The sequence below is a fragment of the Virgisporangium aliadipatigenens genome, assembly GCF_016863615.1.
Lineage (GTDB): Bacteria > Actinomycetota > Actinomycetes > Mycobacteriales > Micromonosporaceae > Virgisporangium > Virgisporangium aliadipatigenens.
In genome coordinates, this window is sequence record NZ_BOPF01000013.1 from 43,548 (window position 1) to 66,056 (window position 22,509).

A 22,509-nucleotide genomic window follows, 5' to 3' on the forward strand; every position below is an offset into this window, starting at 1 on the left:
GACGCGACCGCGTCGTGTACTCCCGGAAGGAAACCCGATGACGTTCTTCGTTCTCGTTCACGGCGGATGGCAGGGCGCCTGGTGCTGGGACGGCGTCCGCGACGCTCTCCACGCCGAGGGACACCGCACACTGGCTCCGACGTGGCTCGGCGCGGTCGACGGCCGCCCGCTCACCCCGGAGGAGACGACGATCAACGCCGCCGGCGCCCGGATCACCAGGGCCGTCGCCGAAGCCGCCGGCGATGACGACGTCGTCCTGGTCGGGCACAGCGGTGGGGGCGCGATCGTTCAGTCCGTGGCGGACCGGTTCGCGCACCGGGTGAGCCGCGTCATCTACGTGGACGCCGTCGTGCTCCGCGACGGCGAGGCCTTCGTCGACGTCATGCCCTTCCCGGAGGGGTTCGCCGGAGCCGACGCCCCGATCGACGCCGTCGCGCCGGCCCCGCCGTCCGCATGGTGGGGCGAGAGCTTCATGAACGGCGCGTCGCCCGAGCTGATCGAGGAGACCGCGCGCCGGCTGATCGACGTTCCCCTCGTCTCGCTCACCCGCCCGGTGCACCTGCCCCGGTACTGGCAGTCAGAACCGTCGGCCGGCTACGTGTTCCTGCGCGACGACATCGCCGTTCCGGCCGAGGTCTGGCGAGGCATGGCCGAACGGCTCTCGGATCCTGCCGTCTTCGAGTGCGACGGCCCGCATCAGGCGATGCTGACCCATCCGCGCCAGCTCGCCAAGGTGCTGATCGACGCGTCCTACTGACGCCGCCCGGCGGGAGGCGGCGGTCGCGCCCGACGGCCCGGGAAATAAAGCGTTTGAAGCATTTCGGTGGCCCCGGTTAGCGTCCGTCCATGGGTTTGTACATGGTGCGTCGTGTCCGGGGGCTCGCGCCGGAGCTGGGGCTGGCATCCACTCGTTGACCGCTGGGCCGAGCGGGTCGTGGCCGACGCGGGGGTGCGGGCCGGTGAGCTGGTCGTCGATCTCGGCGCCGGCCGGGGAGCCCTGACCCGGCATCTGGTGCGCGCCGGTGCGCGGGTCCTGGCCGTGGAGCTGCATCCCGGCCGCGCCGCCTATCTGCGCGAGCGGTTCGCCGACGCGCCGGTGACCGTGGTCTCCGCCGACGCCCGCGAGGTCCGGCTGCCCGGGCGGCCGTACCGGGTGGTGGCGAGCCCGCCGTACGGGATCTCCAGCGCGCTGCTGCGCCGCCTGTTGGGACCGCGTTCCCAGCTGGTGGCGGCGGATCTCGTGCTCCAGCGGGCCCTCGTCCGCCGGTGGATCGGGCACAACCGCCGGTGGGAGCTGCGGGCCGGGACGGACCTGCCGCGCAGGGCGTTCGCGCCGCCGCCGACGGTCGACTCGACCGTTCTCGTCGTGCGCTCAACGCGCCGGCCCCGCTAGAACGTCTACCAGACGATGACCGTGACGTTCGAGGAGTACGTGGCCGCCCGGGGCGCCTCGTTGGTGCGCTTCGCGCGCCTGCTCACCGGCGATCCGCACCGCGCCGAGGACCTGGTGCAGGACGCGCTGGCCCGCGCCTACCTGCGTTGGGACACGATCGTGCGGGTCGAGCAGCCGGACGCGTACCTGCGCCGCATGGTGATCAACGGTTCGCACTCGTGGTGGCGACGGCGGTCCAACCGGGAGACGCCGACGGACACGCTCGTCGAACGGGTCGCGCCCGGCGACATCGACACGGAGACCGCCGAACGGGACGCGATCCTGCGTCAGATCGCCCGCCTCTCCGATCGGCAGCGCGCCGTCGTGGTGCTGCGCTACTACGAGGACCTCGACGACGCCACGATCGCCGACATCCTGGGCTGCTCGGCCGTGACGGTGCGCTCGCACGCGCTCAAGGCCCTGAACATCCTGCGCGCCCAGGTCGGCATCGCGCCCACGACGTCGGGGAGGAAACGGTGAGCACCGCCATGGAACACGCGGTCGCCCGCGCCCTGCACGCCGACGCGCAGGTCGACGTCGACGTCGCCGGCCTCCGCACGGCCGCCCTGGCGCGGGCCCGCCGGATCCGGCTGCGGCGGCGGCTGGTCGGCTCCGTCGTGGCCGTCGTGGCACTGATCGCCGGCATCGGCGTCGCGGCGACCCGCTACGACGGGAAACCGCCCGCCGAGCAGTACACCGCGCCCAAGACCCTGCCCCGGCTCGACGCGCCCGGCGCTGCGCTGGCACCGGCGAAGGTCGCCACCGACCCGTCCCTGATCCACTTCGACGTCGACCCGAAACGGCTGGACGCCACCGAGCTGACCTGGCGGTCCGGTCCCGACGTGGAGAGCGTCGCGGTGCGCACCGCCGACACCGACCGGTACACGGTGTACGTGGAGCTGGCCCGCACCCGGGCCGCGCTGGACGGGTCCGGATGGGGGCTGGACGGCGCCGCGCCGCGACCGTGGTATCCGCCCCGGCCGGAGACCGGCCCCTGGCGGGAGCAGCCGGCGTACAGCCCGGAGCAGCTCTCGGGCCCCGACGGTTACGCCGTGCTGGTGGTCCCCGGCGCGCCCGACACGGTGACCCGCCTGCCCGACCCGAACGGCGGCGACCGCGCCCGCTACTCCACCACCTGGTCGCCCGTCGACGGGCTGTGGATCCAGGTGGAGGTCGCCTCGACCGGCCCCGAGGCGCTGGTGAACGCCATCGAGGCGCTGCGGCTCGACCGTTCGCAGGCGTGCCGCGTGCCGGGGGCGGTGCGCACCGATCTCTCCTGGGTCGAGTGCGAGACGTCGCTCGCCCGCTCCTGGGAGTACTCGACGATCACGTTCCGCGGCGGCGACGGTGCGCTGGTCGACGTCATGTTCGGCAACTTCTCGGTGGCGCAGCCGTTCGTGTCGAACCGGTCGATCGCCGGGCGGCAGGCGCGGGCGTTCACCCGGCAGGGCGGTGGGCCCGCCCTCGAGCTGCCCGGCGGCAAGGGGCGACAGCTGCTCGTCTCCGACCGGACCGGCCGCTTCCCCGAGGAGACCCTGACGCGGCTGGCCGAGGGCTTCGCGTTCAAGGGCGACGCGAACGACATCGAGACGTGGCCCGCGCGTCCCGTGTCGTAGGGTTCGACGTATGGCTGTGTTCGGCATTGACATCGGGGGTTCCGGGATCAAAGGCGCCCCGGTCGACCTGACCGCGGGGGCGTTGGCGGACGAGCGGCACCGGGTGGAGACGCCCCGGCCGGCCACCGTGGAGCACGTGCTCGACGCGGTGAAAGAGGTCGCCGGCAAGTACTCCGGGATCGACCGGGTCGGTGTGACGTTCCCCGGTGTCGTCGTCGACGGGGTCATCCGCACCGCGGCCAACATGGATCCCTCGTGGGTCGACGTGCACGCCGCCGACCTGTTCACCGGCGCGTTGGACGTTCCCGTGAAGGTGGTCAACGACGCGGACGCCGCCGGGATCGCGGAGATCGCCTTCGGCGCGGGCCGCAACCAACGCGGGACGGTCGTGCTCGTGACCTTCGGGACCGGCATCGGCAGCGCCCTGTTCCGCCACGGGGAGCTGATCCCCAACACCGAGTTCGGGCACGTGGAGCTGCACGGCGCCGACGCCGAGCTGTACGCCTCCGACCGGATCCGCAAGGCCGAGGAGCTGGACTGGACGGCGTTCGCGAAGCGGGTGACGGACTACCTGAGCCACATCGAGCTGCTGCTGCGCCCCGATCTGCTGATCATCGGCGGCGGCGTCAGCAAGAAGGCACAGGAATTCCTGCCGCTGGTGAAGGTGCGCACCCCGGTGGTGCCCGCGCTCCTGCAGAACCACGCGGGGATCATCGGCGCGGGCTACCTCGCGGGCGCCTCCTGAGGAGTCGCCGATGCGTCACGCGGCAGACCGGTAACGGTACATAGACGGACTTGACTGCTGATCTGTCGGCAATGGAAGCTCTTCGCCATGCCTGTCCGTGAACGCACCTTTACGCTCGCGGAGTCGCTGCTGCTGGTGTCGTTCGACCGGTGGGGTGTGCTCCGCGGGCCGGCGGATCTGGCCGCGTGGCTGGCGGCGGCCGAGCTGACCGACCTGGTCGCGGCCGGGCGGATCACGGTACGGGACGGCGTGATCGCGGTCCTCAACGCGCAGCCGCCCGGCAATCCGATGCTGGACGACGCGCTCGCCATGCTCCATCCCGGGCTGCGGGTCCGCGACCATCTGGAGACGCGCACGGTCGACCTGATCCGCGCCTACCTGCATGCCCTCGCCGCCGCCGGGCTGATCCGCCGGCGGCTGCGCCGGTTCGTGCGCCCACGCTACGAGCTGTTGATCGCGCCGCCGTCCGCGGCGGACGTGCTCGGTCCGTGCGTCGAGGATCCTTCCGCCCCGGTCTCGACCTTCGCGGCCTATCTGCTGCGGACCGGGCTCGCCGCCGGTCACGTTCCTCCGGTCGAACTGGCGAAGCTGCGCGAGACGCTCCCCCACGACGGCATCACCGATATCGTGGCGGACCGATCTGTACCCGGTGTGCTATGAAAGGCGGCGCACAAGACACACCGGGGGGAACGATCAATGCGTCTGCGCACGGTTCTTGTCCACGCCACCGCAATACTGACCCTGCTCGCGGGGTGCGGGTTCGGCGGCGGGAGCGGCAATTCCAAGGATGACGACGGTCCGCCCGCGGGTGGCTGGCCGCAGCCCGACAACGGGCGGATCACCGATGCCATGTGCCAGATCCTGCGCCCGGGCGACTGGCGCCGGGCCGGGCACCCGCTGCTCGCCGACATCCCGCTGGAGCCGCTGAAGGGCGGCACCGACATGGGCGGCAACCAGATCTGGTGCAACTCCGCGCCGGCCAACAGCCTCAAGTTCAACCTCCAGCCGACGGCCGAGGCCGGAAAGATCTACTACGGGATGCTGCTGTCCGACCGGAAGGGCCGCGTCAAGGTCGAGGGCGACGACAGCATGCTCGAGGAGAACCTCGTCGAGGGCACCGACGAGAGCTGGTTCGACTTCGGGGTGGGCGTGAAGCGGCACCAGGACCTGAAGGACTACCAGCTCACGTTCCGGCAGGGCGCACTGGTCGTCACGCTCGAACTCGGCGCCGTCGACGACACCAAGGAGAAGGACCCGCGCGGCAGCCTCGTCAAGCTGGCCAAGCTCGTCTGGGAACGGCTTCCCGACGTGGGCCGCACCGACCTGGGCACCACGTCGAAGGTGCACCTCGCGGTGACCGGCAAGGGGAAGGCCGACATCTCCTACCTGAAACCGGAGGGCGGCTCGGAGGACCTCAAGGGCACCTCGCTGCCCTGGGCGGTCGACCTGCCGATGGCCAACCTGGGCAAGGCCCCGCAGATGTTCAGCCTGTCGGTGACGGGGGAGAAACCGGCCGACAATCCGTGGGGCACGGCGGTCGCCTGCCAGATCGTCGTGAACGGCGTCAATGTCGCGCAGAACCAAAACATCGGGTTCGCGATCTGCAGCGGTTCCTACACGGGCTCCTAGTCCCACTGATTGAGAAGCGACACGGCCCCTCCCCACCGCGGGAGGGGCCGTTTTCACTGGTCCGGCGCCTGCGGCGAGCACTACGGTTTTCACTAGTCAGAAGATTGCAGAACATTTCACCGGAAACTGTGATTTGCACTGCGTTCGCGAGCGCTTCCCGAGCGGCATCGTATCGAGAATCATCACTCAGCATCGACCCCGTCACTCAACGAGACATAGGGAGATGCGAATGAATCTCGAACGCGTGACCGGCCCGGTACTGTCGCTCTTCCGGATCGTCGTCGGGCTGCTGTTCCTGAGCCACGGCCTGGCGTCGATTTTCGGCCTCTTCGGCGGCGTGCGCGGCAGCGGCCGCACCGTGGAGTTCGCCACGTGGCCGAGCTGGTGGGCCGCGCTCATCCAGGTCGTCGGCGGCGCACTCGTGGTGCTGGGGCTCGGCACCCGCGTCGCGGCGCTCATCTCGTCCGGCTCCATGGCGTACGCCTACTTCGTCGTGCACCAGCCCGACGGCGCGGTGCCGCTGACCAACGGCGGCGAGGCCGCTGCGATGTTCTGCTGGTCGTTCTTCCTCGTGGCCGTGCTCGGGCCGGGGCCGTGGGCGCTCGACGCGCTGCTCAGCCGGGCGCGGGCGGGCAGCCGCGAACGGGCGCCGGCCACCGCCTGATCGTTCGTCCCTCGTGGGCCGGTGCCGTCGTGGCACCGGCCCACGGCAGAATGATGCGATGAAGATTCGAGCGATCGCCCCCGGCGATGCGCAGCGGGTGGCCGTTCTGCTGACCCAGCTCGGCTATCCGACCACCGCCGCCGAGGCCGCCCAGCGGGTCGCCTACTTCGCCCAGGACGGGCGCAGTGTGCTGCTGGGCGCCGACGACGGCGGGGTGCTGGTCGGGGTGGCGTCGTGGACGATCTACCCGACGCTGGAGAAGCCCGGTGGTGTCGCGCGGCTCTCCGCGTTGGTCGTCGACGAGACGAGGCGCAACAAGGGGATCGGCCGCGCCCTCATGAATGCCGGCGAGGAGTGGGCCCGGGCCGGCGGCGCCCAAAAGGCGGAGGTCACCAGCAGCCGACACCGCGAGGCGGCGCACGCGTTCTACCAGGGGCTGGGCTACACGGACGTGTGCGACCGGTCGGCGCGGTTCATCCGGGAGCTGGACGCCACCTGATCCATCCCGATGATGACGGCCAGCACGCCGAAGCCTTCCAGGGCGCGCAGCCAGCCGTCGAGCGGCCGCCCGACCACCATGAGCACGATGCCGACCGCCACCAGGGTCCACGTGGTCCAGGAGAGCGCGCCGGCTGCCGCGGCCCGCGCCAGCAGACCGAGCAGCCCCGCGAAGAGCAGCGCCGGGCCGACGTCGAACAGCAGCAGTTCGACACCGGGGGCCGAGGTGAGGCGTGCGCTCTCGGCGGCCAGCTCGGCCCTGGTGTCGGTCCCCACGGCGGCCGCGATGTCGACGCCCATGTGCGCGATCATCGCCACGGTGCCCACGAGCGAGAGCGCCAGCGCGGTGAGGCCTGCCGCGCGGTGCTCCGCGACGAAGCGGTACAGCCCGAACGCCGCCACGCCGAAGAGCGCGAACGCCACGATCCAGACGCTGTGCGCCGCGATCCAGCCGACGTTGGGGCCGTTGCTGCCGCCGATGCGCATGAGGCACCAGCCCACCAGCCAGAACGCGGGCGCCAACGGGAAGAACCGAGCCATGTACCCCACGGTAGGAACGCTTACCCGTAAGCCGGTATGGGTGCTTGCCCCGAGATGACCCCGCTCAGCCCAGTTGGTCCAGCGCCCGATAGATCCGGGTGGTCGAGATCGGGTAGGGCGTGCCGATGGTCTGGGCGAACAGGTTGACGCGAAGTTCCTCGATCATCCAGCGGATCTGGATCAGCTCGGCGCTCATCGGGACCTGTTTGCGCAGGTCGTCGTACTCCTGCTGGACCTTGCGCACCTCGGCCATCAGTTCGCGGTCGCGGGCGGCGCCCGAGGGCAGGCGTTCCAGGCGCTTCTCGACGGCCCGCAGGTAGCGCGGGATCTCGGGCAGCCGCCACCACCCCGTCGCCGTCACGAACCCCCGGTACACCAGCCCCTTCAGCTGGGAACGCACGTCGGCGACGGCCGTGGCGCTGACCGGGTCGCGCAGCGCGGCGAGGCGCTGCTCGACGGTGTAGGCGTGGCCCAGGATCGGCACCACCTTGCGAACGGTGTCCACGGTGGACGCGACGAGCTCGGCCCGCACGCGCGCGGCGAGTACGGCGAAGCCCTCGGCGTCCCAGGCCGGCCCGCCGGCGTCGGCCATCAGCTTGTCCAACGCCGCCGCGACGCAGTCCTCGAGCAGGTCCGGAACGCTCTTGTGCGGGTTGCGCCCCAGCGCCAGTTTGGCGTGGTTGGAGAGCTGCCCGACGACGGTGCGCACCGGCGAGTTGGTGCCCAGGAGCAGCAGCCGGCGGGTGCCGGACCACATCGCGGCCGTCTGTTCGGCCTGGGTCTCGAAGAGCTTGACGGCGACGCTGTCGCCCTCGTCGACCAGTGCCGGGTAGGCCGTCACGTCGAAGCCCGCGAGGTGGCGGGTCACCGTGCGGGGCAGGCCGCTCGACGGCCACTCCTTCAGGCCGCGCTGCTCCAGTTCGGCGCCGGCGGCGGCCACCGCGGCGCGCACCTCGCCCCGCAGGGCGGCCCGCAGCGCCGTGAGGTCCCGGCCCTCGCCGCGCACCTTGCCTTCCTCGTCCAGCACGCGGAAGTTGACCGTCAGGTGGCCGGGCAGCCGGGCCAGGTCCCACTGCTCCCGGGCCACCATCTCGCCGGTGAGGCGGCGCAGGGTGCGTTCGAGCGACTCGAGCAGCGGCTCCTCCGGCTCGAACGGCATCGTCGCGAGCACCTCGGCGACGGTGTCCGGCACCGGCACGAAGTACCGCCGCACGGCCTTCGGCAACCCGCGGATGAGCGCGGTGATCAGTTCCTCGCGGAAGCCCGGCACCTGCCACTCGAACGGCGTCGAGGGCACCTGGCCCAGCACCGCCAGGGGAATCTCCACGGTCACGCCGTCGTCGGGCGCACCCGGCTCGAAGCGGTACACCAGCGGCAGTTCGAGCCCCGAGGGGAGGCGCCACACGTCGGGGAAGGATTCCGGTCCGGTGCCCGGAACGGCGTTCAGCAGCAGGTCCCGGTCGAAGGTCAGCAGGTCGGGGGTGTCCCGTCGGGCCTGCTTCCACCAGGTGTCGAAGTGGCGCACCGACACCACGTCCGGCGGGACGCGCTTGTCGTAGAAGTCGAAGACCACCTCGTCGTCGACGACGATGTCGCGGCGGCGCGCCTTGTGCTCGAGCTCGGCCAGCTCGGCGAGGAGATCCTGGTTGGCCTGCCAGAACCGGTGGTGCGTCTGCCACTCGCCCTGCACGAGCGCGTGCCGGATGAACAGTTCGCGGGCCAGGGGCGGGTCGATGCGACCGAAGTTGACCTGCCGCTTCGCCACGATGGGAACGCCGTACAGCGTCACCTTCTCGTACCCGAGCGTGGCGCCCTGCTTGGCGCTCCAGTGCGGTTCGCTGTACTGCCGCTTGACGAGGTGCTGAGCGAGCGGCTCGACCCACTCGGGCTCGATGCGCGCCGCGATGCGGGCCCAGAGCCGCGAGGTTTCGACGAGTTCGGCCGCCATGACCCAGCGGGGCGGCTTCTTGAAGAGGGCCGACCCGGGGAAGACGGCGAACTTCGTCCCGCGCGCACCGGCGTACTCGTGCTTCTCGGACTCCTTGAGCCCGATGTGCGACAGGAGGCCGGACAGCAGCGAGGTGTGGATGCGCTGCGGATCCTCGCACGGCTCCGGGTTGGGCGTGATCTCCAGCGACTTCATCACCTGGCGCAGCTGACCGTGCAGGTCCTGCCACTCGCGCACGCGCAGATAGTTGAGGAACTCCGTGCGGCACATCCGCCGGAAGCCGCTGGAGCTGCGGTCCTCCTGCTGCTGGAGCACGTAGTCCCACAGCTTGAGATACGCCATGAAGTCGGAGGACGGGTCGGCGAAGCGCGCGTGCTTCTCGTCGGCGGCCTGTTGCCTGTCGCTGGGGCGTTCCCGCGGATCCTGGATGGAGAGCGCGGCCGCGATGATCAGTACCTCACGGACGCAGCCGTTGCGGTCGGCCTCCAACACCATCCGCGCGAGGCGGGGGTCGATCGGCAGCGCCGACACGCGACGACCCATCGGGGTCAGGCGGCGGTCGGCGTCGAGCGCGCCCAACTCCTCCAGCAGCTGGATGCCGGCGGTGATGTTGCGCCGGTCCGGCGGGTCGATGAAGGGGAACGCCGCGATGTCGCCGAGCCCGATCGCCGTCATCTGCAGGATGACCGAGGCGAGGTTGGTGCGCAGGATCTCCGGATCGGTGAACTCCGGCCGCGCGGCGAAATCCTGCTCGTCGTAGAGGCGGATGCAGATGCCGGCGGCGACGCGGCCGCAGCGGCCGGCCCGCTGGTTGGCCGAGGCCTGCGAGATCGGCTCGATCGGCAGCCGCTGCACCTTGGTCCGGTGGCTGTACCGGGAGATGCGCGCCGTCCCGGGGTCGATCACGTAGCGGATGCCGGGAACGGTCAGCGAGGTCTCGGCGACGTTGGTGGCGAGGACGATGCGCCGGCCCGGGTGCGGCTGGAACACGCGGTGCTGCTCGGCGACCGAGAGTCGCGCGTACAGCGGCAGGATCTCGGTGTTGCGCAGCTGCCGTTTTCGCAAAAAATCGGCGGTGTCGCGAATTTCCCGTTCCCCCGAGAGGAAAACGAGGATGTCGCCGGGACCCTCGGTCGAGAGCTCGTCCACGGCGTCGCTGATCGCCTGGATCTGGTCCCTGGGCTCGTCCGTCTCGTCATCTACCGCCTCCATCAGCGGGCGGTAGCGCATCTCGACGGGGAACGTGCGGCCGGAGACCTCGATCACCGGCGCGTCGTCGAAGTGGGCCGAGAAGCGGGCCGTCTCGATGGTGGCCGAGGTGATGATCACCTTGAGGTCGGGCCGGCGCGGCAGCAGCTGCTTGAGGTAGCCGAGGATGAAGTCGATGTTGAGGCTGCGCTCGTGCGCCTCGTCGATGATCAGCGTGTCGTACTTCGCGAGCGCGCGGTCGTGCTGCAGCTCGGTCAGCAGGATGCCGTCGGTCATCAGCTTGACGAGGGTGCGTTCGTTGGTGCGGTCGGTGAAGCGCACCTGGTAGCCGACGGTGCTGCCCAGGGGCGTGCCCAGCTCCTCCGCCACGCGGTCGGCGACCGTGCGCGCCGCGATCCGCCGGGGCTGGGTGTGGCCGATGAGGCCCCTGATGCCGCGGCCCAGCTCCAGGCAGATCTTCGGGATCTGCGTGGTCTTTCCGGAACCGGTCTCGCCCGCCACGATCACCACCTGGTGATCCCGGATGGCGTCGGCGATCTCGTCCTTGCGCTGGCTGACCGGCAGCTGCTCGGGATACGTGATCGGCGGAACGGACTCGCGACGGGCGGCGGCCCGCTGCGCGGCGGCGTCGACGTCGCGGCTGATCGACTCCAGGGTGCCCTGACGCGTGGCCGGGTCGCGCAGCTTGCGCAACCCGTCCAGGCGACGCCGCAGCCGCCGCTCGTCGCGGATGGGGATTTCGGCGAGCCGGGCGAACAGTTCCGACGTCTCAGACATGGCCCGACAAGCTTAGGCGGGCGGCCTCGCGACCGCCCCTGGATAAAAGGCCGGGCTCAGGTGGCGTCGCCCACGGTTTCGGGTCAGGTCGCGTCGCCCACGCCCAGGATGTCGACCACGAAGCGCAGCGGGCCGGAGACCGCGCCACCGCTCTCGCCGTACGCGAGGTCGGCCGGGATGTCCAGCTGCAGCCGCGAGCCGATCTTCTGGCCGGGGATGCCCTGGTCCCAGCCCTTGATCACCCGGCCGGTGCCGATCTCGAACGACGCCGGCTGCCCGCGCGACCAGGAGGAGTCGAACTCCTTGCCGTCCTTGAACGTGACGCCCACGTAGTTGACCGTGATCGTCTGACCGGCCTTGATGACGTCGCCGGTCCCCTGGACCAGCACCTGCACGTCGAGCTTGGTCAGATTGCCCTCGCCGGCCTTGACGACGGGCTTCTCCTTCAGCGCCGGATTGGCGTCGGCGGGGAGCTTGGGGCCGGCGGCCGGACCCGCGTCGTTGCTCGTGGCCACCGTGGGGTCGGCCGGCTCGTCCTTCATGGCGGAGCGCACCACCACGAACGCCGCCACCAGCACGATGACGCCCACGACGCTGCCCAGCACCGACATGTAGAGGCGGAGGCGCTTCTGCTCGGCGGCGCGCTTGGCGGCCGCCTCCCGCAAGGCGATGCGCCGGGCGGCACGCGCCCTGGGGGTGCGCGGGTTCTGCCGGGGGCCGGTCGACTTCTTCGGTGCGGCCTTCTTCGGCTTCCGGGCGGCCGGCTTCGCCGGCTCCTCGCCCTCCGGCTCGTCGACCTCGGCCTCGGTCACGCGACCGGCGCCTTCCTCATCGACCATCGTCCTTCTCCCCTGCACACGGCGGCTCCGGTGAAGCTTCGCACAGCGTCGCCGAACGGATGCGCCCGGCTCCCGGCGCTCGGCGTGTCGGGCGGCCCGGCTCGTCGGGCCTTCTCAAGTGGTGGGGACATCCGCAGGTCAAAAGGCGGGGATGACATGCGCGCGGCCCCACCACTTGAGTGCGGGCCCGCTGCGTGCGGGCGCGCACATAGGATCGGGCGCGATGCGGATCGCCCTGCTCGGCCCGCTGACCGTGGACACCCAACCGGTCGGCGGCCTCCGGCTGCGCCGCCTCCTGCTCCTGCTCGCCCTCGACGCCGGTACCGCCGTTGCGCTGGACCGCCTCGTCGACGGCCTCTGGAGCGACCCGCCCGCCGGCGCCGCGAACGCCGTTCAGGCCCTGGTGTCGCGCCTGCGAAGACTGCCGGGCGGGCTCACCGTCCACGCGGAGACCAACGGCTACCGGCTGGACCTCCCGCCCGACGAGGTGGACGCGCACCGGTTCGCGCGGCTGGCGGCCGCCGGACGGGAGGCGCAGGACCCGCGGCTGCTGCGCGAGGCGCTCGCCCTGTGGCGCGGCCCGGCCCTCGCCGACGCGGGCGACGCCGAGTTCGTCACCGTGGCGCGGGCGCGCCTGGACGAGCTGCGGCTCACCTGCGAGGAGGACCGGATCGAGGCCGATCTCCGGCTCGGGCGGGCCGCCGACGCCGCGACCGAGCTGGCGGCGCTGACGGCCGTTCATCCGTTGCGGGAACGGCTCGCCGGGCTGCGGATGCGCGCCCTCGCCGCGAGCGGGCGCCGGGCCGAGGCGCTGGCGGCGTACGACCAGACCCGCACCGCGCTCGCCGAACACCTGGGCGTCGAGCCCGGGCCGGAGCTGTCCGCGCTGCACCTGTCCCTGCTGCGGGCCGCCGAGGTGGTGTCCGGTTCCAACCTGCGCACGCCGCTCACGTCGTTCCACGGGCGGGACGAGGAACTCGCCGGACTGGTCGCCGCCCTCGACGCGCACCGGCTGGTGACGCTCACCGGGCCGGGCGGTGCCGGCAAGACCCGCCTGGCGACGGAGTACGCGCACCTCGTGCGCCTGAAGGTGCCGGACGGCGTGTGGCTGGTGGAGCTGGCCGCCGTCACGGATCCGGCCGCCGTTCCCGACGCGGTCGGTGCGGCGCTGGGCAGCGGGGTCGGCGCCCCGGTGGCGAGCGTGCCGGTGCGCGGCGGCGATCCGGTGGAGCGGCTGGCGTTCGCGCTCGCCGAGCGGGAGCTGCTGCTGGTCCTGGACAACTGCGAGCACCTCGTCGGCGCCGTCGCGGCCCTGGTGGAGCGGCTGCTCGGCGACGCGCCCGGGCTGCGGGTCCTGGCGACGAGCCGCGAGCCGCTGGCGATCACCGGCGAGGTTCGCCGTCCGGTGGAGCCGTTGCCGCTGCCGCCGCCCGACGCGGACGCGCGCGTGGCGTCGGAGTACCCGTCGGTGCTGCTGTTCGCGGGCCGCGCGGCCGCCGTTCGCCCGGGGTTCGTGGTCGACGCCCGGTCGGTGGGCGCGGTCGTGCGCATCTGCCGGGCCGTCGACGGCATTCCTCTGGCGTTGGAACTGGCGGCAGCACGCCTGTCCGCGCTCTCGGCCGAACAGGTGGCCGCGCGCATCGGCGACCGGTTCGCGTTGCTGGCGAAGGGGAGCCGCACGGCGCTGCCCCGCCAGCAGACCCTGCGCGGCGCGGTCGACTGGAGCTGGGACCTGCTGACCGAGCCGGAACGCGTCATGCTGCGCCGCCTCTGCGTCTTCACCGGCAGCGGCGCACTGTCCACAGTGGAGGCGGTGTGCGGCGCGCCGCCGCTGTCGCCCGGCGGGGTGCTCGACCTGCTGGAGTCCCTCGTGGACAAGTCGCTGGTGGTCGTCTCGGACGGGCGCTACGGGATGCTGGAGACGATCCGCGCCTACGCGGCCGAACGCCTCGACGAGGCCGGTGAGTCCGACGCGGTGCGGCTGGCGCACGCCGTTCGGCTGACCGCCCTGGCCGAGGAGGCCGAGCCGTTCCTGCGCACCGGCGCGCAGGTCGCCTGGTTGGAGCGGCTCAACCGGGAGCGCGACAACCTCGCCGCCGCCCTGCGCTGGACGGCCGAGCACGGCCACCCCGAGCTGACGGTGCGGATGACGGCCGCACTGGGCTGGTACTGGTGGCTGTGCGGGCACCGGCTCGACGTCGGCCTCGTCGGCCCGGCGTTGGAGGGGCCGGCCGACGTGCCCCGCACGACCCGCGCACTCGCCTACGCCGCCTGCACCCTGAACGTCCTCAGCAACGGCGACGCGCAGGACTCCGATCCGAAGCGCTGGTACCGCAAGGCGTTGGAACACGGCGCCGGGTTCGACGCGCCGCACCCGTTCCTGCGGCTGATGCGGCCGGTGATGTCGCTGTTCGAGTCCGCGCGGGGCGCCGATCCGAGCGCGCTGCCGTCGCTGCTGTTCCACGACCCGGATCCGTGGGTGCGGGCGCTCGGCCACATGTTGCACGCCCACCTGGAGATCAACGAGGGCCGCCAGTCCGACGACCACTACGAGGCGGCGCTCTCCGGCTTCACGGCGATCGGGGAACGCTGGGGCATGGCCGGCGCGCTGACCGCCATCGGCACCAACGACGCCCGGGACGGCAACTGGCGCCAGGCCGTCGTGCGCTTCGGCGAGGCGCTGGAACTGATGCGCGCCATGGGCGTCGTCGCCGACGTGCCGCAGCTGCAGTCGCTGCTGGCGCAGGGCCAGTGGATGCTCGGCGAACGCGATCTCGCCTGGCGCACGCTCGCCGAGGCCGAGGAGCTGGCGCGCCGTTCCGGCACGGTCGACTCGCTGGTGTCGGTGGAGTACTCCGCCGGCGAACTGCACCGCGCCGAGGGCGACCTGGACGCCGCCCGGGAACGCCTCGAACGCGCCCGCGGGCGGCTCACCCGGGTACTGGCGCCGCCGCAGATGGTCGCCCTGGTGGACTGCGGTTCCGCCTACGTGGCGCTCGCGAAGGGCGATCTGGACGAGGCCTCCGCGCTGCACACCGACGCGCTGCGGGTGGCGATCGCCTCCGGCGACGGGCCGGTGATCGGCCAGGTTCTCGTCGGGGTGGCCGACCTGATGCTGCGCCGGGGCGAACCGGCCCGGGCCGCCCGGCTGCTGGGCGCCTCGCACGCGGCGCGCGGCGGGCCGGACCTCTCCTACTTCGACGGCCCGCGGGTCGCCGCCGCGGTGCGCGCCGCACTGTCCACAGAGGACTTCGCGCGGGAGTTCGCGCACGGCGCCGCCGATCCGAAATCCGCGCTCCCGTAGCTGAAACCCGGAGGGTGGGCATGGGCGTTGTTGAATATGACGCCCTTTTCTACCGTCTGGAGTTGCCCGCATGAGTGTTGGATCGACCAGGCGCCGGTGGCTGACCGTGGCCGCCGCCGCGGTCGCGCTGTCGAGCGCCGCGCTCGTCCCGGCCGGCCCCGCCGCCGCCGGCCGGGTGATGGTGCCGGCCGGGATGGACGCCGGCATCGCGGTGTTCGACCGGACGACCGGCCGCTTCACGCACCGTTCGCAGGCGACCAAGGTGTACCGCTCGGCGTCGCTGGTGAAGCTGCTGATCGCCCTGGACCACACGTGGGATCCGGCCGTGCCGCCGACCGAGGAGGACCGGGCCCGGCTGGACATCATGCTGCGCAGCAGCGACGACACCGCCGCGTCGGAGTTCTGGGCGCGCAACGGCGGGCGTGCCATCGTCACCCGGATGGCCACCCGGCTGGGCCTGACGAACACCACCCCGCCGCCACCGGAGCGCTCCGGCTGGGGCTCGACCGGGGTCACCGCCGAGGACCTGGTGCGCGTGTACCGCTACGTGCTGGAGTCGGCGCCGGCACCCGTGCGCGACCTCGTGCTGGGCAACCTGTCGAACGCCACGAAGTGCGGCACCGACGGGTTCGACCAGTCGTTCGGGATCAGGTCGGCGTTCCGCGGCCCGACGGCTGTGAAGCAGGGCTGGATCAACTTCGGGAACCTGCCCCGCCACCCGTGCGCGGCGGCGGCCCGCATCGCCACCGAGGGCACCACCACCGCCGCCGAGAGCACCACCGACGCGGAGAAGGTCGACTACGCGAGCCCGGCCCTGCACACCACCGGCACCGTGGGCGCCGCGCACCGGAGCATCGTCGTGGTGCTGAGCACGCACCGGCCGGGCACCAGCTACGCGCAGGCCGGCTACGCGCTGACGAACGTCGTGCGTTCGCTGCCCGTTCCCGGGGCGGTCAAGGCGCCGCCGCTGCCGAAGCCGGAGCCGGGGCTCTTCTTCGGCACGTGGAACAGCGGCGTGGGCGTGTACGCCGCGACGTCGCTCTCCGCGCCGGTGGTCGGCACGGTGCCGGCCTACCAGGAGGTGCGCGTCTCCTGTCAGGTCCAGGGCGAGGAGGTCGTGCGCGGCAGCATCCGCAACGACTGGTGGACCTACCTGCCGGAGCTCGGCGGCTACATGTCGAACATCTTCTTCGAGTGGCCCGACAACCAACTGCCGGCCGACGTGGTCCCGCTCTGCGCCTGACGGGTGAAGGAGGGCGAGCGCTCATCGGGGCGCCCGCCCTCCGTCCGGCTCAGAGCGGCAGGACCCAGACCGGGTTCGCGTAGAACCACAGGTCGTTCCACGGATCGGCCTGACCGACCACGTCGATCGGCGGGCCGGCCGGGTCGACCGCGGCGCCGCGCGGACCCGGGGCCAGGCGCTTGCCGTCACTGCCGCGCACCCGGAAGTAGGCGGCCTTCTCGACGCGCCCCACCGGATAGGTGAACGACACCCGCCCGGTGTTCCGGTTCACCTCGAACGTCTTGACGACCTTCGTGTCCGGTGCGACGAACGTGTCGCGGTCGCTCACGGCACCCGTCACGGTGCCGGCGATGACGTCGACCTTGGCCAGCGTGGGCACGAAGTTGGCCCAGTTGGGCGTGTTGGCGAGATCGATCGTGATGACCAGTTCGACCGAAGTGCCCTTACGGACCCGGAGCGTGTCGCCCAGGGTGACGCCCGGTCCCCGCCCGACCGGGCGCAGCTCGATGTCGAGCGCGCTGATCAGGCCGCCGTGGTCGACCCACACCCGACCGGCCCGGATGCCCTCCATGACCGCCCGGTAGGAGGTGTCGCGGGCGCCGACGTGCGTGCGGCTGTAGTAGCCCGGGAAGAAGTCGCCGGCGGTCAGCGTGGTGGGCTGGCCGTAGACCGGGTCGTTGTGGAAGCCGTTGGCGTTGAAGTCGCTGCCCGGCCCGCGGGTGGCCTGCTCGCCGTAGTTGACGTGCGAGTCCGAGTTGGCGGTGATCCACCAGCCCTTGCCCTCCGCGAGGAGGCTGTCCCAGAGGCCGCCGACGACCGCGGTCATCCAGTCGAAGCCGCCCCAGGTGCGGTAGCTCTCGATCGGGTAGCCGGGGAACGAGTTCGCGTTCGGGCTGTTGCCGTAGAAGCCGCGCGCGCCGCCGCCGCCGAGCGGGGTCGGGATGCCGGCCGCCTGATGGCCGGGCGCGCCCTCGAAGCCGACCGCGATGCTCGGGTCGGCGTCGCGCCAGGCGCGGATCTCGTGCGGCGAGTCGATGCCGTTGCGCGCCGGGTGGTTCGGCAGGAACAGCGCGTCGTCGATCTTCCGCTTGCGGACGGCCTCGCCGAGCCACTTCACGCCGGCGATGGCCAGCGCCTCGTTGGCCGGGGTGTTGCCGCTGGTGCCGTTCACGCTGCCGTCGAAGGCCTGCTCGAACTCCTTGAGCGTGGCGACCTCGTTGCGGCCCGGCGCGACGAAGACGGTGCCGTGCTCGGCGGCCGGGATGTTCCACTCCAGGCCCTGGAAGACCAGCGTGTCCTTGTACTGCTCGCGCGCGGTGCGGATGTCCGGGTTGACCTTCTCGACGCCGATGCGCACGTGCTGCGCGCTGCCGTGGTCGGTGATGACCATCCAGTCCAGCCCGTACGCGGCGCCGTGACCCACCTGGTCGACCACCCGGTAGAGCCCGTCGCCGCTGTACAGCGTGTGGATGTGGTGGTCGCCGGCGAGCCACTTGAGTCCGTGCGAACCGGGCCGCGTCCGGCCGTGCCGGTCGGTGTCGACGCCCGGGTCGGCCGAGGCCGGGGACGGCGCGGCGAGCATCCCGCCCGCGGCGGCGCCGGCACCCAGCAGGCCGGCGTTGCGCAGGAACCCGCGCCGGCTCAGCTCCTCCGGCGAGAGTTCCGCGTCCGGGACGTGCGGGTCGAGCGCGGGCGGCAGGTCCTCATGGCTATGGGGATGCGCGTGATCATGGCTGTGGCCCATGCGTTGCAACCTGGAGCCACGGTGCGAACGCGAGGTGACACCCTTCGATCCCGGAGGCGAACACTACTTCAGCAACAGGTTCACGTCGCCGAACTCGTGCCAGAGATAGCCCTCCCGCACGGCCTCCGCGTAGCAGCGGTCCAGCAGGTCGGTGCCGGCGATCGCGGCCAGCATGTCCAGATGCGACGCGCGCGGCTCGTGGAACCCGGTCAGCAGCCCGTCGATCCTCCGCACGCCGCGTTCGGGGGTCACAACGAGGTCGGTCCAGCCGTGGGCGGCACGCACCACGCCGTCCCGGCCGGTGGCGCTCTCCAGCGCGCGCACCGCCGTCGTGCCGACCGCGATGATCCGGCCGGCGGCGCGGTTCACCACGTGGGCGGTCGCGTCGCTGACGGCGAAGCGTTCGGGGTAGGGGCGCTCGTGCGCCTCCGGGCTGGCCACACCGGTGTGCAGCAGCACCGGCGCGAACTGCACGCCCGCCGCCACCAGCCGGGTCACCACGCGGTCGGTGAACGGCCGGGCCGCGCTCGGCATCTCGGCGCTGCCGGGATGCGTGGCGAACACGGTCTGGTAGTACTCCAGCGGCCACTGCCGCGGCACGTAGCCGTAGCGGATCGGCCGGCCGTACCTGTTCAGCAGCGCCGTCACGTCGCTGTCCACAGTGGACGTCCACAGTCGACGGTCGCTGAACGGCTCGTCGAGCGTGACCGTGGCGCCGCCGGGCAGCGGGTACACCTGGCCGGGCGCGCCGTCGGGGTACGGCAGCGTGGCCTTGCCCGCATCGCGCCGGAGTTCGACCAGCCAGCGCCCGTCCTCCAGCTCGGTGGAGAAGTGCACGGCCAGCCGCTTCCCGGTCACCGGCACGGCGGCGGCCACCGTCGCGGACGTGTTCACCACGAGGACGTCGCCGGGGCGCAGCAGGTCCGGCAGGTCGGTGAACCGGTGATGGCCGAGTTCGCCCGCCTCGGCCTTGAGCAGCCGGACGCCGTCGCGCGGGACGCCGCGGGCCTCGGGCGGCTCGTGCGCCTCCGAGGTGGGCGGCAGGGTGTCGAGCATCATTCCCTCTCACTCCAGACCATGACGGTGGCACCGGCGGGGCCGGGTGCCTCGAAGCCGTAGTGACCGCGGGGGTAGCGCCGGGCCGTGTGCTTCAGGCGGGCCGCGTAGCCGTCGACCTCGGTGGCGTCCCGCAGCTCGAAGGCGAGCGGCGGCGGACCCCCGTCCCGTTTCGCCGCCGCCAGCTCGATGTGGGCCGGGCCGGGGACCCGCAGCACCACGCCGCCGTCGAACTCGTCCACCTGGGACAGTCCGAAGTGGACGGTGTAGAAGTCGCGCGCCGCCGCCAGATCGGCCACCTCGAACGGCAGCCACAGACTGCGTATGCGCCCTGTCTCCCGCTCGGCGCACGGCTCCGCCCCACGACGGCTTCCCTCCGCTGCGCTCCGGTCCAGGCGTCGTGCTCTGCGCTCGCTCCCTGCTTCCCGCTCAGCGCACGGCTCCGCCCCACGACGGCTTCCCTCCGCTGCGCTCCGGTCCAGGCGTCGTGCTCTGCGCTCGCTCACAGCCTCACCCGGCCGGAGGCGGGGCGTTCCGTGAGCAGGCGCAGGAAGGCGGGCACCACGGTGTGCGGTTCGGCGCGGTCGCTGATGTCCTCCCCGGGGAACGCCTCCTGGTGCATGTCGGTGCGCAGGTCACCCGGGTCCACCCACCACACGCGCAGGTGCGGTTCCTCGGCGGCGAGGATGCGGCTCGCCTGTTCCACGGCCGCCTTCGCCGAACCGTAGCCGCCCCAGCCCTCGTACGGCTCGACGGCGGCGTCGGAGGTGACGTTCACCAGTGCGCCCTTGCGCTCGCGCAGCGCCGGCAGGGCCGCCTGGGTCAGCGCCAGCGGCGCGAGGACGTTCACCTCGTAGACCTCGCGGAGCACGTCCAGCGGGTAGTCGGCCAGGGCGGGTTGCGGGCTCGGGCCGAGGATGCCGGCGTTGTTGACCAGCAGGTCGGGGCCGCCCAGGCGGTCGGCCTCGGCGAGCAGGGCGGCGCGGTGCCACGAGTCCGTCACGTCGCCGGCCAGCCCGACGACACCGCCCGCGGCGTCCCGGTGTGCGGCGGCGACCTGCCGCACGCGCTCCTCGTTCCGCCCGTCGAACACCACGCTCCAGCCGGCACCCACGACTCCGTCCACCAATGCCCGTCCCAGCCCACGGGTCCCCCCGGTCACGATCGCCACGCTCATAGCGGCGCCTCCCTTCGCTCCGTCCCGTCCGACGCTATGGCCGCCGCGCCGGGACGCCCTCGGCCGTTGGCGGCCCGCCGGCTACGCCATTGGTCCTAGGACCCCGCCGATCTTGCAGTTGTGGCGGCGACTTATCGGGTCGAGGTCGGACGTACCGGGCGCCACAACTGCAAGATCGGCGCGCGTCAGTGGAGTAGCGTCGTCGGCGTGGACCAGCGGGACGAGCTGCGGGCGCTCAGCAGCGCGGTGCTCGACGTCGCCGCGCACCGGTCGGTCACGGACGTGCTGCAGACGATCCTCGAAGCGGCGACGCGGCTGCTCGACGCGACCTACGGGGCGCTCGGGGTGCCGGACAAGAAGGGCTCCTTCGCGGAGTTCCTGGCGACCGGGCTGACCGACGAGCAGTGGCGGGCGATCGGGCCGGTTCCGCGCCAGCACGGGCTGCTGGGCATCATGCTCTGCGACCCCTCGGCCGTGCGGGTGCAGGACATCCGGCTGCACGAGGAGTTCGCCGGCTGGCCGGAGGAACACCCCGAACTGACCGACTTCATCGGCATGCCGATCACGGCCGGCGACCAGATCCTGGGCGAGCTCTTCCTGGCCAACAAGCGGGCGCCGGGCGGGTTCACCGCCGACGACGAGGAACTGCTCCGCCTGCTCGCCGGCCACGCCGCGATCGCACTCGTCAACGCCCGGCTGTACGAGAAGAGCCGCGAACTGTCCATCGTGGACGAACGCAACCGGCTCGCCCGCGAACTGCACGACGCGGTGACGCAGAAGCTGTTCAGCCTGCGGTTGACGGCCGATGCCGCGGCGGCGCTGCTCCCCCGCGACCCCGAACGCGCCGACGCCGAACTCGCCACCGTTCGCACGCTCGCCCGCGAACTCACCGACGAGCTGCGCGCCGTCGTGGACAACCTGCGCCCGGCCGACCTCACCGGCGACGGGCTCGACACCGCGCTGGCCAAGCAGGTGGCGCTCCTGGACCGGGTGCACGGCGCGACGGTGGCGCTGACCGGAGGACCCTGCACCAGGCTGAGCCCGGAACGCGAGGAGGTCGTCTACCGGGTGGCGCAGGAGGCGCTGCACAACGCGCTCCGGCACGGCTCACCGCGTTCCGTCACAGTGGACCTCAGCTGCGACGGCGGTGCCGTGACCCTGACCGTGACCGACGACGGCACCGGTTTCGACCCGCGGGCGAGAGCGGGCGCGGGGCGGCGACTCGGCCTCGCCTCCATGCGCGAACGGGCCCGCGCGGTCGGCGCGCGGCTGGAGGTGAAGTCGCGACCGGGCGGCGGCACCACGATCCGCCTAGCGGTGCCCGCGTCTCATGTCGCCGGGGAGCGAAGCGAGCCGGCGACATGAGCGAGCGTCGCGACGGCGCGGCACCGACGGAAGGCACCGCGGCGGGCGTGATCCGGGTGCTGGTGGTCGACGACCATCCCGTGGTGCGCCAGGGGCTGCGCACGTTTCTCGACCTGCAGGAGGACATCACCGTCGTCGGCGAGGCGGGCGACGGCGACGCGGCCGTCGCGACCGCCGCCGAGACGGCACCGGACGTGATCCTCCTGGACCTGCGCATGCCCGGGGCCGACGGCCTCGCCGCGCTGCGCGGGCTGCGGGAGCGCGACACCCGGCCGAGGGTGCTCGTGGTCACCAGCTTCACCGACCCGACGGCGGTGCTGCCGGCCCTGCGCGCCGGCGCCGCCGGATACGTCTACAAGGACGTCGACCCGCCCGCGCTGGCGGCCGCCATCCGCGCCGTCCACAGTGGACACGTCCTGATGCACCCGGACGTGGCGAAGCAGCTGGCCGAGGGCGAGGGGACCCAGGCGGGCGGGCGCCTGACGCCGCGGGAGCGCGACGTCCTCGCCGAGCTGGCCCGCGGCGGCTCCAACCGCGAGATCGCCCGCGCGCTGAACATGTCGGAGAAGACCGTGAAGACGCACGTTTCGGCCATCTTCGCGAAGCTCGGCGTCGCCGACCGCACGCAGGCGGCGCTGTACGCCGTGCGGGCCGGGTTGGTATAGCGCGCTCTACCGCCCGGTCGTCAGTCAGCGCTATCGATCGGCGTCGCTCGCGTCCCTA

20 protein-coding genes are annotated in these 22,509 nt (G+C 72.4%); 13 read left to right on the top strand and 7 right to left on the bottom strand.

Annotated features, from left to right (window positions below):
- Positions 1–37 precede the first annotated feature (37 nt).
- From Val02_RS18970 to Val02_RS19010, 9 genes are all read left to right on the top strand, one after another.
- On the top strand, positions 38–757 hold the full coding sequence (locus Val02_RS18970) for an alpha/beta fold hydrolase (RefSeq protein ID WP_203900452.1): 720 nt from the start codon (positions 38–40) through the stop codon (positions 755–757).
- A gap of 111 nt (positions 758–868) precedes the next feature.
- Positions 869–1,393: an rRNA adenine N-6-methyltransferase family protein gene (locus Val02_RS18975; RefSeq protein ID WP_203900453.1), complete on the top strand. Its 525-nt coding sequence runs from the start codon at positions 869–871 to the stop codon at positions 1,391–1,393.
- Between the two features lie 21 nt (positions 1,394–1,414).
- A complete protein-coding gene (locus Val02_RS18980) occupies positions 1,415–1,912 on the top strand; it encodes a SigE family RNA polymerase sigma factor (RefSeq protein WP_203900643.1) in 498 nt (165 codons plus the stop codon).
- Complete coding sequence (locus tag Val02_RS18985) at positions 1,909–3,048, top strand: hypothetical protein (protein ID WP_203900454.1); 1,140 nt, start codon at positions 1,909–1,911, stop codon at positions 3,046–3,048. The genes Val02_RS18980 and Val02_RS18985 overlap by 4 nt, the downstream gene beginning before the upstream one ends.
- A gap of 10 nt (positions 3,049–3,058) precedes the next feature.
- Positions 3,059–3,793 carry a polyphosphate--glucose phosphotransferase gene (gene ppgK / locus Val02_RS18990; RefSeq protein WP_203900455.1) on the top strand — a complete coding sequence of 245 codons (735 nt, stop codon included), beginning with the start codon at positions 3,059–3,061 and terminating at the stop codon, positions 3,791–3,793.
- A gap of 87 nt (positions 3,794–3,880) precedes the next feature.
- Positions 3,881–4,453, top strand: a complete 573-nt coding sequence (locus Val02_RS18995) for a GPP34 family phosphoprotein (RefSeq protein WP_203900456.1) — start codon at positions 3,881–3,883, stop codon at positions 4,451–4,453.
- Positions 4,454–4,489: 36 nt separating this feature from the next.
- On the top strand, positions 4,490–5,422 hold the full coding sequence (locus Val02_RS19000; protein WP_203900457.1) for a hypothetical protein: 933 nt from the start codon (positions 4,490–4,492) through the stop codon (positions 5,420–5,422).
- A gap of 229 nt (positions 5,423–5,651) precedes the next feature.
- Entirely contained in the window at positions 5,652–6,086 is a 435-nt protein-coding gene (locus Val02_RS19005; RefSeq protein ID WP_203900458.1) for a DoxX family protein, read from the top strand.
- A gap of 58 nt (positions 6,087–6,144) precedes the next feature.
- Positions 6,145–6,585, top strand: a complete 441-nt coding sequence (locus Val02_RS19010; protein ID WP_203900459.1) for a GNAT family N-acetyltransferase — start codon at positions 6,145–6,147, stop codon at positions 6,583–6,585.
- Here Val02_RS19010 and Val02_RS19015 read toward each other — a convergent pair.
- The 3 genes from Val02_RS19015 to Val02_RS19025 form a co-directional block, all read right to left on the bottom strand.
- The gene (locus Val02_RS19015; RefSeq protein WP_203900460.1) at positions 6,528–7,124 is read right to left on the bottom strand and encodes a hypothetical protein; all 597 of its coding nucleotides are present in this window, start codon (positions 7,122–7,124) and stop codon (positions 6,528–6,530) included. The two genes, Val02_RS19010 and Val02_RS19015, sit on opposite strands and share 58 nt — an antisense overlap.
- Positions 7,125–7,188: 64 nt before the next feature.
- Positions 7,189–11,058, bottom strand: coding sequence for an ATP-dependent RNA helicase HrpA (gene hrpA, locus Val02_RS19020; RefSeq protein ID WP_203900461.1), 3,870 nt, complete (start codon positions 11,056–11,058; stop codon positions 7,189–7,191).
- Between the two features lie 83 nt (positions 11,059–11,141).
- Positions 11,142–11,897 carry an FKBP-type peptidyl-prolyl cis-trans isomerase gene (locus tag Val02_RS19025; protein WP_239153176.1) on the bottom strand — a complete coding sequence of 252 codons (756 nt, stop codon included), beginning with the start codon at positions 11,895–11,897 and terminating at the stop codon, positions 11,142–11,144.
- A 223-nt stretch (positions 11,898–12,120) separates the two neighbouring features.
- Here Val02_RS19025 and Val02_RS19030 point away from each other — a divergent pair, with 223 nt between their 5' ends.
- Together Val02_RS19030 and Val02_RS19035 are read left to right on the top strand one after the other, a co-directional pair.
- Positions 12,121–15,201: an ATP-binding protein gene (locus Val02_RS19030; protein ID WP_203900462.1), complete on the top strand. Its 3,081-nt coding sequence runs from the start codon at positions 12,121–12,123 to the stop codon at positions 15,199–15,201.
- Between the two features lie 70 nt (positions 15,202–15,271).
- The gene (locus tag Val02_RS19035; protein ID WP_203900463.1) at positions 15,272–16,444 is read left to right on the top strand and encodes a serine hydrolase family protein; all 1,173 of its coding nucleotides are present in this window, start codon (positions 15,272–15,274) and stop codon (positions 16,442–16,444) included.
- A 49-nt stretch (positions 16,445–16,493) separates the two neighbouring features.
- Here Val02_RS19035 and Val02_RS19040 read toward each other — a convergent pair whose 3' ends face one another.
- From Val02_RS19040 to Val02_RS19055, 4 genes are all read right to left on the bottom strand, one after another.
- The gene (locus tag Val02_RS19040; RefSeq protein ID WP_203900464.1) at positions 16,494–18,188 is read right to left on the bottom strand and encodes a twin-arginine translocation signal domain-containing protein; all 1,695 of its coding nucleotides are present in this window, start codon (positions 18,186–18,188) and stop codon (positions 16,494–16,496) included.
- A gap of 63 nt (positions 18,189–18,251) precedes the next feature.
- The gene (locus Val02_RS19045; RefSeq protein WP_203900465.1) at positions 18,252–19,247 is read right to left on the bottom strand and encodes an S-adenosylmethionine:tRNA ribosyltransferase-isomerase; all 996 of its coding nucleotides are present in this window, start codon (positions 19,245–19,247) and stop codon (positions 18,252–18,254) included.
- Positions 19,244–19,543: a VOC family protein gene (locus Val02_RS19050; protein ID WP_203900466.1), complete on the bottom strand. Its 300-nt coding sequence runs from the start codon at positions 19,541–19,543 to the stop codon at positions 19,244–19,246. Before Val02_RS19050 ends, Val02_RS19045 begins: the two co-directional genes overlap by 4 nt.
- A 203-nt stretch (positions 19,544–19,746) precedes the next feature.
- Complete coding sequence (locus tag Val02_RS19055) at positions 19,747–20,421, bottom strand: SDR family NAD(P)-dependent oxidoreductase (RefSeq protein ID WP_203900467.1); 675 nt, start codon at positions 20,419–20,421, stop codon at positions 19,747–19,749.
- A gap of 207 nt (positions 20,422–20,628) precedes the next feature.
- On the opposite strand from Val02_RS19055, the gene Val02_RS19060 reads away from it, so the two are divergent.
- Positions 20,629–21,786 carry a GAF domain-containing sensor histidine kinase gene (locus tag Val02_RS19060; protein ID WP_203900468.1) on the top strand — a complete coding sequence of 386 codons (1,158 nt, stop codon included), beginning with the start codon at positions 20,629–20,631 and terminating at the stop codon, positions 21,784–21,786.
- Positions 21,783–22,451, top strand: coding sequence for a response regulator (locus tag Val02_RS19065; RefSeq protein ID WP_239153177.1), 669 nt, complete (start codon positions 21,783–21,785; stop codon positions 22,449–22,451). The genes Val02_RS19060 and Val02_RS19065 overlap by 4 nt, the downstream gene beginning before the upstream one ends.
- The last annotated feature ends 58 nt before the right edge of the window (positions 22,452–22,509 follow it).